The 14,677-nt window shown below is 69.7% G+C and carries 13 protein-coding genes; 7 read left to right on the top strand and 6 right to left on the bottom strand.

Annotation, left to right across the window (positions count from 1 at the left end):
* Window positions 1–211 precede the first annotated feature (211 nt).
* Both Psi02_RS20155 and Psi02_RS20150 read left to right on the top strand, forming a co-directional pair.
* The gene (locus Psi02_RS20155) at window positions 212–583 is read left to right on the top strand and encodes a phage holin family protein (protein ID WP_203976350.1); all 372 of its coding nucleotides are present in this window, start codon (window positions 212–214) and stop codon (window positions 581–583) included.
* Window positions 573–1,943 (top strand): aromatic amino acid lyase, encoded by a 1,371-nt coding sequence (locus Psi02_RS20150; RefSeq protein WP_203976348.1) that lies wholly within the window; start codon window positions 573–575, stop codon window positions 1,941–1,943. The genes Psi02_RS20155 and Psi02_RS20150 overlap by 11 nt, the downstream gene beginning before the upstream one ends.
* Here Psi02_RS20150 and Psi02_RS20145 read toward each other — a convergent pair.
* Window positions 1,940–2,938, bottom strand: coding sequence for a LacI family DNA-binding transcriptional regulator (locus tag Psi02_RS20145; protein ID WP_239095016.1), 999 nt, complete (start codon window positions 2,936–2,938; stop codon window positions 1,940–1,942). The two genes, Psi02_RS20150 and Psi02_RS20145, sit on opposite strands and share 4 nt — an antisense overlap.
* A gap of 161 nt (window positions 2,939–3,099) precedes the next feature.
* Between Psi02_RS20145 and Psi02_RS20140 the strand changes: the two genes are divergently transcribed.
* Window positions 3,100–3,990, top strand: coding sequence for an amidohydrolase family protein (locus Psi02_RS20140; RefSeq protein ID WP_203976346.1), 891 nt, complete (start codon window positions 3,100–3,102; stop codon window positions 3,988–3,990).
* A complete protein-coding gene (locus Psi02_RS20135) occupies window positions 3,987–4,526 on the top strand; it encodes a cysteine dioxygenase (protein ID WP_203976345.1) in 540 nt (179 codons plus the stop codon). Before Psi02_RS20140 ends, Psi02_RS20135 begins: the two co-directional genes overlap by 4 nt.
* 502 nt (window positions 4,527–5,028) lie before the next feature.
* On the opposite strand, the gene Psi02_RS20130 is transcribed toward Psi02_RS20135, so the two are convergent.
* From Psi02_RS20130 to Psi02_RS20115, 4 genes are all read right to left on the bottom strand, one after another.
* Complete coding sequence (locus tag Psi02_RS20130) at window positions 5,029–5,739, bottom strand: hypothetical protein (protein WP_203976343.1); 711 nt, start codon at window positions 5,737–5,739, stop codon at window positions 5,029–5,031.
* Between the two features lie 88 nt (window positions 5,740–5,827).
* The gene (locus Psi02_RS20125; protein ID WP_239095015.1) at window positions 5,828–7,033 is read right to left on the bottom strand and encodes a CynX/NimT family MFS transporter; all 1,206 of its coding nucleotides are present in this window, start codon (window positions 7,031–7,033) and stop codon (window positions 5,828–5,830) included.
* Between the two features lie 195 nt (window positions 7,034–7,228).
* Window positions 7,229–8,689: a benzaldehyde dehydrogenase gene (locus Psi02_RS20120; RefSeq protein WP_203976339.1), complete on the bottom strand. Its 1,461-nt coding sequence runs from the start codon at window positions 8,687–8,689 to the stop codon at window positions 7,229–7,231.
* Window positions 8,640–8,942, bottom strand: coding sequence for a thiamine pyrophosphate-dependent enzyme (locus tag Psi02_RS20115; RefSeq protein ID WP_203976337.1), 303 nt, complete (start codon window positions 8,940–8,942; stop codon window positions 8,640–8,642). Before Psi02_RS20115 ends, Psi02_RS20120 begins: the two co-directional genes overlap by 50 nt.
* Before the next feature lie 193 nt (window positions 8,943–9,135).
* Between Psi02_RS20115 and Psi02_RS20110 the strand changes: the two genes are divergently transcribed.
* Both Psi02_RS20110 and Psi02_RS20105 read left to right on the top strand, forming a co-directional pair.
* A complete protein-coding gene (locus Psi02_RS20110; RefSeq protein ID WP_203976335.1) occupies window positions 9,136–9,921 on the top strand; it encodes an IclR family transcriptional regulator domain-containing protein in 786 nt (261 codons plus the stop codon).
* A 170-nt stretch (window positions 9,922–10,091) separates the two neighbouring features.
* Window positions 10,092–12,038: an ABC transporter ATP-binding protein gene (locus Psi02_RS20105; RefSeq protein WP_239095014.1), complete on the top strand. Its 1,947-nt coding sequence runs from the start codon at window positions 10,092–10,094 to the stop codon at window positions 12,036–12,038.
* 624 nt (window positions 12,039–12,662) lie between these two features.
* Here Psi02_RS20105 and Psi02_RS20100 read toward each other — a convergent pair.
* Window positions 12,663–13,313 (bottom strand): TetR/AcrR family transcriptional regulator, encoded by a 651-nt coding sequence (locus Psi02_RS20100; RefSeq protein ID WP_203976333.1) that lies wholly within the window; start codon window positions 13,311–13,313, stop codon window positions 12,663–12,665.
* A gap of 77 nt (window positions 13,314–13,390) precedes the next feature.
* On the opposite strand from Psi02_RS20100, the gene Psi02_RS20095 reads away from it, so the two are divergent.
* Window positions 13,391–14,677 (top strand): GH1 family beta-glucosidase, encoded by a 1,287-nt coding sequence (locus Psi02_RS20095; RefSeq protein WP_203976331.1) that lies wholly within the window; start codon window positions 13,391–13,393, stop codon window positions 14,675–14,677.

Raw genomic sequence — 14,677 nt, 5'->3', positions numbered from 1 at the left:
GGTCTGAGCGATCCGGGGAGGCGGTCCCGGAGAACCCGCCCCGCCGTGCCGGGACCGCCGAACTATACGATCAAAACGTGTCAGCGAGGCGGGTCACCGGGGGTGCGCCGCGGGTGGCCGGGCAGGCTTGCCGGGCGGAGGGCGGGGCGAGCATGCTTGTCCGTCTCAGCCGCCTGGCACCGTCTTCTCCGATCATGGAAGGATCCCCCCTTTGAAGATCATCCTTAAGGTATTGATCGTCGCCGGAGCGCTGTGGGTGTCCACGCAGCTCGTGGACGGCATCACGGTCAACACCGGCAGCGCCGCCAAGCAGGCGGGCACCCTGATCGCCGTGTCGCTCATCTTCGGTCTCGTCAACGCGGTGCTCAAGCCGATCATCAAGACCATCGGGTGCGCCTTCTACGTGTTGACGCTGGGCCTGTTCGCCCTGGTCGTCAACGCCGCTCTGCTTCTGCTCACGAGCTGGGTGGCCGACAAGGTCGACCTTCCGTTCCACGTCAGCGGGTTCCTGGCCGCCTTCTGGGGCGCGATCATCGTGGGCGTGATCAGCTGGGTTCTCAACATGATCCTCGGTGACGACTGACATCACCCTCGACGGCACCACGCTGACCTGCGAACAGGTCGGCGCGGTGGCCCGTGGCGAGGCCCGGGTCGCGGTCGGCTCCACCGCCGCGGCCCAGGCCGCCTGGCGCGCCTCCAGCCAGTTGCACGGCCCCGTGTACGGCCGGACGACGGGCGTCGGGGCCAACAAGGACGTGGCCGTGCACGAGCAGGGGCTCGACCTGGTGCGCAGCCACGCCGGCGGAGCCGGGCCGCTGGTCGAGGAGGAACGGGCCCGGGCGATGCTGGTGATCCGCCTCAACCAGATCCTCCGGGGCGGGTCGGGCGTGAATCCCGGAGTCCTCCCCGTCCTCGCGTACGCGATCAATGAGGGCTTCACTCCCCCCGTCCGCCTCTACGGCGCCATCGGCACGGGCGACCTCACCGCCCTGTCCACGGCCGCCCTCTGCCTCACGGGCGAGGTCCCCTGGCGACGCGCCTCATGGTCGCCGGAGCAGGGGCCGTCGTTCGCCCTGTCCGGCTCCGACGCCTTGCCGTTCATGAGCGCCAACGCCATGACACTGGGCGACGCCGCGCTGGCGTGCGCGGGGCTCCGCCCGCTTCTCGACGCCTCCATCGGGGTGGCCGCCCAGTCGTGGCGCGCCGTGGACGCGTCGGACGAGCCGCTGGAACAGCCCGTGCAGGACGCGCGGCGCCATCCCGGCCAGGCCAGGGTGGCCACGCGGCTGCGCCGCCTGCTCGTCCCCGGACCGTCCCCCCGCCTCCAGGACCCCTACGGCTACCGCGCACTGCCACAGGTCCACGGGGCGGCCTTCGACGCGCTGGACACGGCCGAGCAGGTGGTCACGACCGACATGAACTCCGCGGCGGAGAACCCGCTCATCGCGGGCGGCAGGGCCTGGCACAACGGCAACTTCCACACCGCGCCCGTGGCCCTCGCCCTCGACGCGCTGCGCGCCGCGCTCGTGCAGACGGCGTCGTTGTCCACCGCGAGGCTGGCCACCATGATGGAGCCCGCCTACACCGGCCTGATTCCGTTCCTCGCCGACCGGCCGGGCGCCTCGGGGGCCCTCATCCTCGAGTACGTCGCCTATGACGCCCTGGCCACGCTGCGGAATCTCGCCGCCCCGGTGACGCTGGGGGGCGCGGTCCTTTCGCGCAGTGTGGAGGACCACGCCGGGTTCGGCACCCAGGCCGCGCGGGCGTGCCTCGCGACGCGGGAGCCGTACGAGATCGTCCTGGCCTGCGAGCTGGTCGCGGCCGTGCGCGCGCAGCGGCAGCGTGGGCGTTCCTGTGACGTGCCGCTCGACCCGCGCATGCAGGATCGGCCCCTCGACGCCGACATCGAGGCCGCACGGACCGTGCTGCCGGCCTTCGCCTAGATCACGCCCGGCCGGACCGACACGCGCTCGCGCAGGCCGGGTTCCTGGACGATGCGGCGGCGGTGGGTCTTTCCTTCCGAGGCGGCGACGACCAGCCGGACGGCGGCGCGGACGATGCCGTCGAGGTCCCAGTTCACGGTCGTCAGGCCGAGGAGCTCCGACATCGGATGGTCGTCGTATCCCATCACCGCGACGTCGTCCGGCACCGACAACCCGAGCTCGGCGACCGCCTTGTACACGCCGTAGGCGATCGAGTCGGAGAAGCAGAACACGGCGGTCGGCCGGTCGGCCCGGGTCAGCAGCCCGGCCGCGACGCCCGCAGAGTCGGCGAGGCTCTGCCCGGCCGATCTGACGTCGATGTCCAGGCCGAGCCGCTCGGCCTCCGCGATCACGTGGACGTCGGCGGGGCGGTCGGGGGTGCTCGGCCGGGTCGGGGTGAGCACCGCGACGCGGCGGTGGCCCTTGTCCCTGAGGTACTCCAGCGCCATCGTGACCCCGCGCCGGTTGTCGAAGACCACCTCGGCCGCGGTGTGCCCGTGCAGCAGGGCGTCGCCGATGGCCACGACGGGCAGGGAGTCGGCCAGATCGGCCCAGAACCTGGCCGCCGGGTCCACCGGCTGCACGATCAGCCCGTCGACCCGCTGGTCCCTGAGCTGAAGGGCGAGCGTGCGCTCCCTGGCCGGGTCACCGGCGGCGTCGAGGATGAGCGCGTATCTGTCCTTGTCGCGCAGCGCGCGGCCGATGCCGACCGCGAGCGACTGCTGCCACAGGTCCTCCAGCGAGCCGCAGAGGAGACCGATCATCCCGGTACGGCCGCTGGCGAGGGCCCGGGCGATCGGGTCGGCCTCGTATCCCAGCTCCGCGGCGGCCCGCCGTACCCGCTGGATGGTCTCCTCGGACACCTGCATGCCCCGCAGGGCGTAGCTCACCGCGGCGGGTGAGAGGCCGGTCGCCTGCGCCACCTCGCGAATCGTCGCGCGCTTTCGCTGAGCCACCCGGTAACCCTATGCCGGACAGGCGTTCACGTCTTGACACCTCACGAGGTGAAGCGGTTCACTGAAACGTATCAGTGAAGCGATTCAGAGCCTTGACAAGGTTGTCCTTCTCCGATTACATGTATTATCAGTCGGGAATAGGGGCAACGAAGGAGGTGACGATGAGCATCGACGTGCACCAGCATCTGTGGACGCCGTCGTTCCTCGACGCCCTGCGCCGCCGCGCCGAGCCGCCGTTCCTCGACGGCTGGACGCTGATCCTGGACGGCGAGGCCCCCTACGAGGTCGACCCCGGCGCGCACGACCTGGACTCCCGGCTCAAGCTCAACGCCGATCTCGACCTCGCGCTCGTCTCATTGTCGAGCCCCCTCGGAATCGAGCACCTGCCGCCCGCCGAGGCGTGGCCGCTGATCGACGCCTACCACTCGGGTGCCCGCGACCTGCCCGCGCCGTTCGGGGCCTGGGCCGCCGCACCGGTCACCGACGTCGACGCCGTACGGCTCTCGCGGACCCTCGACCAGGGGTTCCGCGGGCTTCAGTTACCCGCCACCGCCCTGGGGGACGCCGAGGGACTCTCGGCCGTGGCCCCGCTGCTCGACGTGCTGGAGGAGCGCGGTGTGCCGCTGTTCGTCCACCCCGGGCCGGCGGCCACGCCGGAAGGCCCGTCCTGGTGGGCCGCGGTCGTGCCGTACGTCCAGCAGATGCACGCCTCGTGGTACGCCTTCCAGGCGTTCGGCCGGCCTAGGCACCCCCGCCTGAAGGTCTGCTTCGCCCTCCTGGCAGGCCTGGCACCCCTTCACTCGGAGCGACAGATCAACCGCGGCGGCTCGGGCCGGGGGCGCGTGGACGCGAACCTGTTCGTCGAGACCTCGTCCTACGGGCCGCGGGCCATCGACGCGGTGGTCCGCGAACTCGGCATCGACGTCGTCGTCAACGGCTCGGATCTTCCGTACGCAGAGGCCCCGTCGCCCGAGTTCGGCGAAGCCGCCCGCCACGCCATCCGCGTGAGCAATCCCGATCGCATGTTGAAACGAAAGGAGTCGCAGTCATGAGCACCCCCACCGTCCAGGTCACCGCGAGCTGTGCTCCTTTCGAGCAGCTACCCGCCCGCGCGCTCGACCGCCGCGAGCTGTCGGAGCTGGTCAACGAGCTGGCCGAGCAGCCCGAGCTGTGGAAGGAGCAGCTCAACTTCGAGGGTGCCGAGGACGGCGGCCGCCACTACGCGTCGCTCTACCGGGACTCCTTTGTGGACGTGTGGCTGCTGTGCTGGCGCCCGGAGGACGACACGGGCTGGCACGACCACGACATCTCCTCGGGAGCGGTGCGCGTGGTGACCGGCGAGCTCAAGGAATGCAACCCCCGGATCGGCGGCGAGCACCTGGAGACGGCCGTCGCCGAGGGCGAGTCGTTCACGTTCGGCCCCGACCACATCCACCGCCTGACCGGTGCGCAGCACGGGAGCGTGTCGATCCACGCCTACTCCCCGCCTCTGTGGCGCCTCGGGCAGTACTCCATCAACCAGGACGGGATGATGCGCCGTCTGTCCGTCAGCTACGCCGACGAACTCCGCCCCCTAGACCCCGCCTAACCCTCCCCCTCGGCCGTGATCATGCACCCCTTCGGGAACGTGCCCCGTGAGCTGCTCACACATCTCCCGTGATCATGCACCCCTTCGGGGAAACCGCTGCTGAGCTGGCCACCCACCCGCCGTGATCATGCACAGGTTCTGGAAATGCCGCCTTGACCTGCCGAGACGAATTTCGTGATCATGCACGGATTCGGATCGATGCATGTTGACCTGCGAAAACGTACCGCGTGATCATGCATGACCGCCCGGCACCCAGGAGCTCGCCTGTGCATGATCACGGATGTCAAATGGCCAGCTCAGCGGTGGCCCCCCGAATGTGCGCATGATCACGAAATGCATAAGTGCACGCCAACGGCCATGCGTGCGAAGGTGTGCATGATCACCGCGGGCGTGCGGCCAGCTCAGCGGCGGTTCCCCCGAAGGTGTGCATGATCACGGGAGAAGTCTGGGCATCTCACGGGGCACATCCCCGAGGGTGTGCATGATCACGGCCAAGGGGGAGTTAGGGGAGGATGCAGCAGGTGGTGCAGGGGTCTTCGGGGCGGATGGTCACCCAGAGGCAACAGGTGCGGCGGCGATAGCCGTCCTCATGGGGGACCATCAGACCGTCCACCGGGCGGCCGATCTCCGCGAGGAGCGCGGCCGCCTGGTCGTAGGGCCCGAGCTCGAGCAGCGGGCCGACGAACGCCTCCGCGGTCGATCCCCACAAAGTGCGCTCCCCCACCCTGGCCAGCGCGCCGAGGGCCCGGATGACGGGCCGCTGCCCGTCGAACAGCGCCTCCCTGATCGCCGCGCCCAGGCTGTCCACGACCACCGTGCCGGGAGTGCCCGCCATCGGGTCGCCGGGAAGGACAGCGACGGTCACCTTCTCGGCCGCGATGGTCACCCCCGCCTCGGATGACCGCACGAGGGTGTCCTCGAGCCGCATCAGCGGCACGCGCCGCCCGAGTCCCCAGCCGAGAGCCATCGGCAACGTGTGCCAGTAGCCGTAGGTCTTCCACAGCAGCGCGGCGGCCACGTGGCGGGGGGCGTCCCACCGGTCCGCCGTCTCACGCACCAGGCCGGCCAGTTCCCCGTACGGCTCCCGCACCAACTCTGAGGCACGGATCCATCCATCGGAGTACTCGGTGACGAGCCCGGGAAGCACGCCGATGATGCCGTCCCTCTCCTCCGCGAGGCTTTCGAGACTCTCGGTGAGAGCGCCAAGGAGCACGACTTCTCCACTCGCTTAGGTAAGCCTTACCTAAAGCTTAGACGCTCATGCCATCTCGTCGGAGATCGGTCAGTCCGTTCCTGACGGGCTACCGGATGATGGTGCGACCGCCCCCCGGCCCCGTCGTCCCGGCAGCCGCCACGGCCGCAAGGTCACCTGGCGCGGGACGGCCGGCGAACAAGCCGGACCCGAGTTGGAGGACGCAGACGCCGAGACCCGCGAGCAAAGGCGCGGTCCAGTCACCGGTGGCCTGGTGGATCAGGCCGAAGGCCACAGGACCGAGCGCGGCGAGCGTGTATCCGCTCGACTGGGCGACGGCCGACAGCGCGGTCACCGACGCCGGGTCGGGCGCGCGCAGAGTGATGATCAGCAGGGCCAGGGCGATCGAGGCGCCCTGCCCGATACCCAGGACGATCATCCAGAGCCACGGCAGTGCCGCCGGGGCCAGCAGGACGCCGACGTATCCGGCCATGGTCAGGACGGCGGCCGCGGTCACGTGCGGCACCTGGGAACGCGCCCTGCCCGCGTGCACAGGCACGGTGAGGGTCGCGGCGATCTGAGCCAGGTTCGTGAGGCCGAGCATGTACCCGGCCTCATCGGCGGAGAGCCCGGCGTCCTGGAAGATCGTCGGAAGCCAGGCGAGCATGACGTAGAAGGTCAGCGATTGCAGCCCCATGAAGGTCATGACCACCCAGGTGGTCCTGCTACGCAGCAGAGCGCGGTATCGCCCACGGCCCGCGGCCCGGCCGCCACCGGCGGGACGCCGGAACGCCTGCGGCGCCCACAGGAGCGCGGCCGCCAGCGCGAGCACGGCGACCGAGCCCGCGGCCGTGCGCCAGCCGTGTTCCCTGGCCAGCGGCACCATGACTGACGACGCCACCGCCGCTCCCGCCACCAGGCACGAGACGTAGACGCCGGTGAAGAACCCCACCCGCGAGGGGAAGTGCTGCTTGACCAGGCCGGGCATGGCCACATTCATGATCGCGATAGCCGTGCCGGCCAGGGCGGCGCCGACGTACAGGGTGACGAGGCCTCCCGCACTCCGCACGATGACGCCCGTGGCCAGGATGAGCAGGCCGACGAGCAGCGTGCGGTCGAGCCCGAGCCTGGTGGACAGGGCGGGGGCCAGCGGGCCGAGCAGCCCGAGACAGAGCACCATCACCGTGGTGATCGCCCCGCCCGCGGCCGGGGTGAGGCCGAGATCCCCCATGATGTCGTTCAGGAGCGGGGAGACGCCTGCGAGCGCGGGCCGGAGGTTCCATGCCGCCAGGACGAACCCAGCGACGAGCAACACCCGACCGCGATTACCCATGGTCAACCATAAACACCATCAATACCCTAAAGCCCCCCAACCACCCCACCCTCTCCCCCGTGATCATGCGCAGGTTCGGCGGCACCTCGCCCCATCTACACAAACTCCGGCCGTGATCATGCACAGGTTCGCGCGCGCCCGCCCTGACATGCGCGAACCCGTGCCGTGATCATGCATTCAGAACGGGTACCTGGCGATGTCCCCCTGCATCGTGACCCACTGCGTGTGCGTGAAGGCGTCCATGTTGGCCCTGCCTCCGCCGAATCGGGAACCGGTTCCCGACGCGCCCAGCCCCCCGAAGGGGGCGACGGCCTCGTCGTCCACCGTCTGGTCGTTGATGTGCACGATGCCCGTGGGGACGAGGTCGGCGAGAGCCAGGCCCTTCATGACGTCCCGCGTCAGGATGCCGAGCGACAGTCCGTACTCGCTGTCCCCCGCCAGCGCCGCCGCCTCCTCGATCGTGGAGAACGGCATGACCGGCGCGACCGGCCCGAAGACCTCGTTCGCGTACGCGGGCGCCTCGGTCGTCAGGTCGGCGAGGACCGTGGGCCGATAGAACAGCCCCTCGTACGTGCCGCCTGCCGCGAGCCGCGCACCCGCGTCCACGCTGCCCGTGACCAGGGCGTGGACCTTGTCGCGCTGCCGTTCGTCGATCAGGGGGCCCAGGGCGACCTGCCCGGTGGCCGGATCGCCGACCGGCATGTGGTCGGCCTTGGCCGCCAGCCGTGCCACGTATTCCTCCTGAAGGGAGGAGTGCACAAGATGCCGGCCGGCGGTCATGCAGATCTGGCCCTGGTGGAAGAACGAGCCCCACGCCCCGGCTGAGACGGCGAGGTCGAGATCCGCGTCGTCGAGGACGATCAGCGCGGAGTTGCCGCCCAGTTCCAGGTGCGCCCTCTTCAGCAGTCGGCCGCACATCTCCCCGACCCTTCGGCCCGCCGCCGTGGACCCGGTGAAGGAGATGACAGGGACGTGCGGATCGCCCACGAGGGCCTCTCCGACGTCGGGGCCGCCGGGAAGCACGTGGAGCACGCCCGCGGGCAGTCCCGCCTCTTCGAAGACGCGGGCGATCGACACGCCCCCGCCCACCGCCGTACGGGGGTCCGGCTTGAGGACGACCGCGTTGCCGAGGGCGAGGGCGGGCGCGACCGATCGGATGCCGAGGATGAGCGGGACGTTGAACGGCGCGATCACACCGACCACACCGACGGGCACGCGGCGGGCCAGGCTGAGCCGCGGCCTCCCCGTCGGCAGGATCTCCCCCGGCGGCTGGGACGCCAGGGCGGCCGCCTCGTAGCACTCCGAGGCGGCGACCGCGGTCTCGAACGCGGCCTTGCCGGGAATCGAACCGGTCTCGCGGATGATCCAGCCCTGGATCTCCTCCGCGTGCTCCTCGAACAGCCGGCCCGCCCTGCGCAGGACGGCGGCCCGCTCCTCGAACGTGGCGGCGGCCCATCCACGCTGGGCCGCGTTCGCCTGTACGGCGGCGGCCGCGACGTCGTCGGGACCCGCGACGCCCACGCGGCCGATCTCGTTGCCGGTCGCCGGCTCCATGACGGGAGAGTCACCGGCCCGCGACGTCGCCCATTCACCGCCGAAGATCGATCCTGCCCAGATCTTCGCGTCCATAAATGTCATGAAAAATCCTCCTAGGGGGAACTCGGAGTCGGAAACGACGCCTCTCCGCCGGCCGGTCCATGACGGCGTAACGGCCGTTGGCCGGCACGACGAAGATCGCCCCGATTCGGTGGCGCGCCGCGCCCCACAACGCCTGGATCCCGTAGACCGCCGAGCCATCCCCCACGATCGCCACGACCGGCCGGTCCGGTACGGCCAAGCGAAGCCCGACACCACCGCCGCCAGGACGCACATGCCGCAAGGAGCAGTGCATCGGCACTCCACTTGTTCGCACAGCGAACGAGAGTTCTTGTACGGAACGTACTGTGGAAGCTACGCCCGCCCTCAAAGCCCGTCAATGAAGAAACAGATCATTCTTCCGGTACGTCGTTCGCCATGAGAACGTCGGTTCTGAATACGAACAACGACGAGACGCTAGAGTTCCCGGTCGGGAGGTGGGGCGGCCCATGGCCGAGGAGTACGTCCAGTCGCTCGCCCGGGGTCTGGCGGTGATTCGGGCGTTCGACGCGACCAGTCCGGAACTCACGCTCAGCGACGTCGCGCGTAAGACCGATCTGACAAGGGCCGCCGCGCGGCGTTTCCTGCTCACCCTGGTCGGGCTGGGCTACGTGCGGACCGACGGACGACTCTTCTCGCTGTCACCGCGCATCCTCGTACTCGGCTACGCCTACCTCTCGAGTCTTTCGCTCCCCGAGGTCGCCCTCCCCCACCTGGAGCGGCTCGTCGCCGAGGTGCACGAGTCGGCGTCCGTCTCGGTGCTCGACGACGGCGACGTCGTCTACGTCGCCCGCGTTCCCACCGCGAGGATCATGCGGGTGACGATCGCCATCGGCACCCGCTTCCCCGCCTACTGCACCTCGATGGGCCGCGTGCTCCTGGCGTGGCTCTCCCCCGACGAGCTCGACGCGTCTCTCGAACGTTCCCCGCTGGAGCGCCTCACACCGCGGACGACGACCTCGCCGGCGGCACTGCGGGCGGAGCTCGACCGGGTCAGGGCGCAGGGCTGGGCGATGGTGGACCAGGAACTCGAGGAGGGCCTGCGCTCGATCGCGGCGCCGATCAGGGATCGCAGCGGGCGCGTGGTCGCGGCGGTGAACGTGTCCTCCCATGCCAGCCGTACGACACTCGAGGCGGTCCGCAGGGATCTGCTCCCGCCGCTGCTCGCCGCCGCCGCCCGCGTCGAGGCCGATCTGCACGCCACCGGCTCGACCGACTCCGCGGCGCGGCGCTGATCGCCCGTCCCGCCGGGAACGGGTACGGAGGCCTGCCGGCCTGGTCTCCTGAGAAACCGGCCTGGTTTGCCTGAGGTGCCGGCCACGGCTGCGCCGTACAACGTGTGCCGTTCACCCGGGGGGTTTCATTCGGGTGGCGTTTTGTCGGTCGAGATGCTCACACTGCACTTATGGCGTCCACTCCTCCTGGTACGGAACGACGGGACCCCCACGACGACCCCGAGGGCGCCGGCTCCCCCTCCGATCCCCAGAGGGACGCACCCGACCTCGCGGACATGACCTCCTTCACCTGGATTCGCCATGGGGACACGATGGCGGGAATCGCTTTCCTCACGGTCGCGCGCCGCCTGCCCAACCTGATCAGGCAGGCACTCGGCATGGCCTGGCAGGCCAGCCCGCGCGACACGACGGCGACCGTGACGCTGAGCCTGCTCGGGGGCGTCTTCACGGCCTTCGGCCTGCTCGCCACCACGGGCGTGCTGACGGCGCTGTTCGAGTCGGGCCCGACACCCGACCGCATCCGTGCGGCGCTGCCCAGCCTCGTGCTCGTCGGGGTGGCCGCGACGATCAGGACCGTTCTTCAGGCCGGCGCCGGCTGGGCGCAGGCCAGGCTCGGCCCGCAGGTCAACCGGATCGCGGAGGAGCGGCTCTACGGCCTGACCAGCCGGGTCGACCTCGTGTGCTTCGACGACCCGGAGTTCCACGATTCTCTGCAGCGGGCGCGGATACGAGGCATGGACTCGGCCGACACGGTGGTGTACACCGCGATCGACACCCTCACCGGAGCCATCGGCATCGCGGCGGCGGCGGGAGTGCTGGGTGTGCTGCATCCCGTGCTGCTGCCGCTGCTCCTGCTGGCCGTCCTGCCCGACGCCTGGGCGGCGGTGCGGTCGGCCAGGATGAGCTACGCGACCGACCTGCTGCTCGTGCCGCAGCGGCGCCGCAAGTGGATCGTCACGGAGTTGCTGGCCGACAAGGACACCGCCGCCGAGGTCCGGACGTTCACCATGCGCGACTTCCTCCTGAGGATGTACGACGGCATCGCCAGATCGGAGCAGAAGGTCCTGCTCGACCTGGCCAAGCGGCAGGCGTCCGCTCGCGTCGCCGGCGAGGGCCTCGGCGGGATCGGCCAAGGCGTGGTCTTCGTGGCACTCGGCGTGCTCCTCGCGGTCGCCGCGGTGCCGCTCGCCGTGGCCGGCACCGCGGTGCTCGCCATCCGCTCCGGGCAGTCGTCACTCGCCAACTTCATGTACGCGACCAACCGGCTCTACGAGGAGGGGCTGTACTTCACCGACTTCCTCGACTTCGCCGCCGAGGCCGAGTCGCGGATCCCCGCCGGGCGGACCGCCGAGATGCCCTCGGAGTTCGACCGGGTCGTGGTCGAGGACGTCACCTTCAGCTATCCGGGCGCCGACACCCCGGCGCTCCGCGGGGTCTCCGTGCACATCGAGCGCGGTGAGGTCGTGGCCCTCGTTGGAGAGAACGGGTCGGGCAAGACCACGCTGGCGAAGATCCTCGCCGGGCTCTACGACCCGGACAGCGGCCGCGTCCTGTGGGACTCGGCCGACGTGCGGAAGGTGGACCCGGACGAGCTGAGAGGCAACATCGCCGTCATCGCCCAGGACCACACCCGCTGGCCGCTGACCGCCCGCCACAACATCACGATGGGCATGGACAAGCCCGAGGATGCGATCATCAGGGCCGCCGAGGTGGCCGGCGCCGACCAGGTCATCGCCGAGCTTCCGCACGGCTATCGCACGCTTCTCGACCGCCGGTTCAAGGACGGGCAGGAGCTGTCCGGCGGCCAGTGGCAGCGGATCGCCGTCGCCCGGGGGTTCTACCGGGACGCCCCTCTGCTGATCTGCGACGAGCCGACCGCCGCGCTGGACGCCCGGGCCGAGCACGCACTGTTCGAGCGGATCAGGCGACACGCCGACGGCCGGACGGTCGTGCTGATCACGCATCGGCTGGCGAGTGTGCGCTATGCCGACCGGATCTACGTCCTCGACCACGGCAAGGTCCTCGAGCATGGCACGCACGACGACCTCATCACCCTCGACGGCCTCTACGCCGATCTCTACAACCTCCAAGCCCAGGCCTACCTCCCCCGAGCGTGATCATGCGCAGGCCTTCCGGGGCGTGATCATGCACACCCCCCCGAGCGTGATCATGCACAAGTTCGTGGTCATCCCTTCTGGCCAGCCCCTCCCTGGTTGGTGATCATGCGCGGATTCGGCGAAAGGCCCGCCGACCTGGCCATCCCTCCAGCGTGATCATGCACAGATTCGGGAAAAGCCCCGCCAACCTGCACCGTCTCCCGGCGTGATCATGCACGGATTCTAGGAAGGGCACACCGACCTGGGCATTCTCGAATCGTGATCATGCGCGGATTCGCAGACACCCCCGCCTACCTGCATTTTCGGACTGCGTGATCATGCATTGACCGGGTCGCCGCACGACCATCGAACGACCCCCAGGTCGGGCACACTCTTCGACGCGCAAGTCGCCCAGATCAATGCATGATCACGAAAGACGTTTGGCCTGGTCCGCCCATTCCTCAGCGAACTTGTGCATGATCACGCCGGATGAACGCCCAGGCCAGCGGGGCGTTCCTCGAATCCGTGCATGATCACGCTGGGGAAGGTGCAGGTCGGCGGGCCTTTCGCCGAACCTGTGCATGATCACGCCCGGTGAAGGCGCAGGTCGGACGGCTTGATCACGAACTTGTGCATGATCACGCGTTAGGCGAGGTGGTCGGCCAGGTAGCGGCGGACCAGGCGCTTGCATTCGGCGATCAGGTCCGGGTCACCGTCGGGGTGGGCCCGGAACGCGAGCTTCAGGACCGCGTCCGCCGCCTCGACGGCCACCAGGAACGCCCGCGCCGTGTCGCCACTCCTCGGCAGTCCGAGCACATCGGTGGTCAGCGAGCGCAGCCGGTCGGCCACCACGACGTTGTTCTCCAGCGCCGCGTCCAGCATCCGCTGCGTACCGGGCAGACCGGGACCACCAGGCGTCGCCTGCACCTCGCCGAAGTCGACGACACCGAACCCCGGCACCGTCCGCTTCATCCGCACGAACTCGTCGATGCCCAGATCGACCACGTCGGTCCAGCCCGAGGGCGACGAGACGGCCAGCCTCGTGGCCACGCTGTCGAGGAAGGCGTCGAGGTTGCGCAGTGCGAGCGCCCTGACCAGTCCCTGCTTGTCGGGGAAGAACTGGTAGAAGGTCCCGATCGGCACCTCCGCCCGGCGCGCGACCTCCTTCGTGGTCAGCGCGTCGTACCCCGCCTCGTCGAGCAGCCGGGCGCACTCGTCGAGCATCCGCTCGACTCGCTCCTGACTTCGGCGCTGGGCCGGCCGGCGACGCAGTGTTCCACCCGTGGCGTCCGTCATTCCGCTATTGTCTCCCGATCCGGCGACTGGCAGATTAACATGAGCTTGACTCATGTAACGGCGCACAGGAGGCGGCCATGTTCCTCTGGGGTACGGCTACCGCGTCCTATCAGATCGAGGGGGCCGCCCACGAGGACGGCAAGGGCCCGTCGATCTGGGACACCTTCTCCCACGAACCCGGCCGGACCCGCGATGGCCACACCGGCGACGTCGCCTGCGACCACTACCACCGGTGGCCCGAGGACGTGGCGCTGATCAAGGAAGTCGGCCTGAACGCCTATCGCTTCTCGATCTCCTGGCCACGCGTCCAACCGTCCGGACGCGGCGCGGTCAACCAGGCGGGCCTGGACTTCTACGACCGACTGGTGGACGCGTTGTGCGAGAAGGGCATCGTCCCCACGCCCACGCTCTTCCACTGGGACCTGCCCCAGGCCCTTGAGGACGAGGGCGGCTGGCTCAATCGCGATATATCCGCATACTTCGCGGACTACGCCGCCATCGTGGCCGACCGCCTCTCCGACCGCGTCACAACGTGGATCACACTCAACGAGCCCTTCATCCATATGGTCTTCGGTTACGCCCTGGGCATCCACGCCCCCGGCAAGGCCCTCTTCCTCGACGCCCTCCCCGCGGCCCATCATCAACTGCTCGGGCACGGCCTGGCCGTACAGGCGCTGCGTGGCGGCGGCGCCGAACGCGTGCTGATCACCAACAACTGCACACCGGTGTGGCCCGCCTCCGGCTCCGCCGAGGACCTGGCCGCCGCCGAGGCCTACGACACCCTGCACAACCGGCTGTTCAACGACCCCCTCTTTTTCGGCACATATCCCGACTTTTCGGCGTACGGCATCGCCGACCTGGACTTCGTCCGTACCGGAGACCTGGAGACCATCGCCCAACCCCTCGACGGCCTGGGGATCAATTACTACAACCCCACCCGGATCGCAGGACCGGGCTCTGACGGCCTGCCGTTCACCGACGCGGGCATCACCGGCTACCCGACGACGGCCTTCGGCTGGCCCGTGGTCCCCGACGGCCTGCGCGAGCTGCTCGTCACCTTCAAGGCGCGGTACGGCACGGCGCTGCCGCCCGTCTACATCACCGAGAACGGCTGCTCCTACGAGGGCGTCGACGACCAGGAGCGGATCACCTTCCTCGACGGCCACATCGCGGCCGTGCGGCAGGCCCAGGCCGAGGGTGTGGACGTCCGGGGTTATTTCGTGTGGTCGCTGCTCGACAACTTCGAGTGGGCCGAGGGGTACCACCAGCGGTTCGGCCTGGTCCACGTCGACTTCGACACCCAGGAGCGCACGCCGAAGGCGTCCTATCACTGGCTCAGGGAGTTCCTCGCGAATCAGGGCTGA

The organism is Planotetraspora silvatica (assembly GCF_016863315.1).
Taxonomy (GTDB): domain Bacteria; phylum Actinomycetota; class Actinomycetes; order Streptosporangiales; family Streptosporangiaceae; genus Planotetraspora; species Planotetraspora silvatica.
Note: the sequence above shows the minus strand (reverse complement) of the source record. Positions and strands in the feature narration are given on the sequence as shown.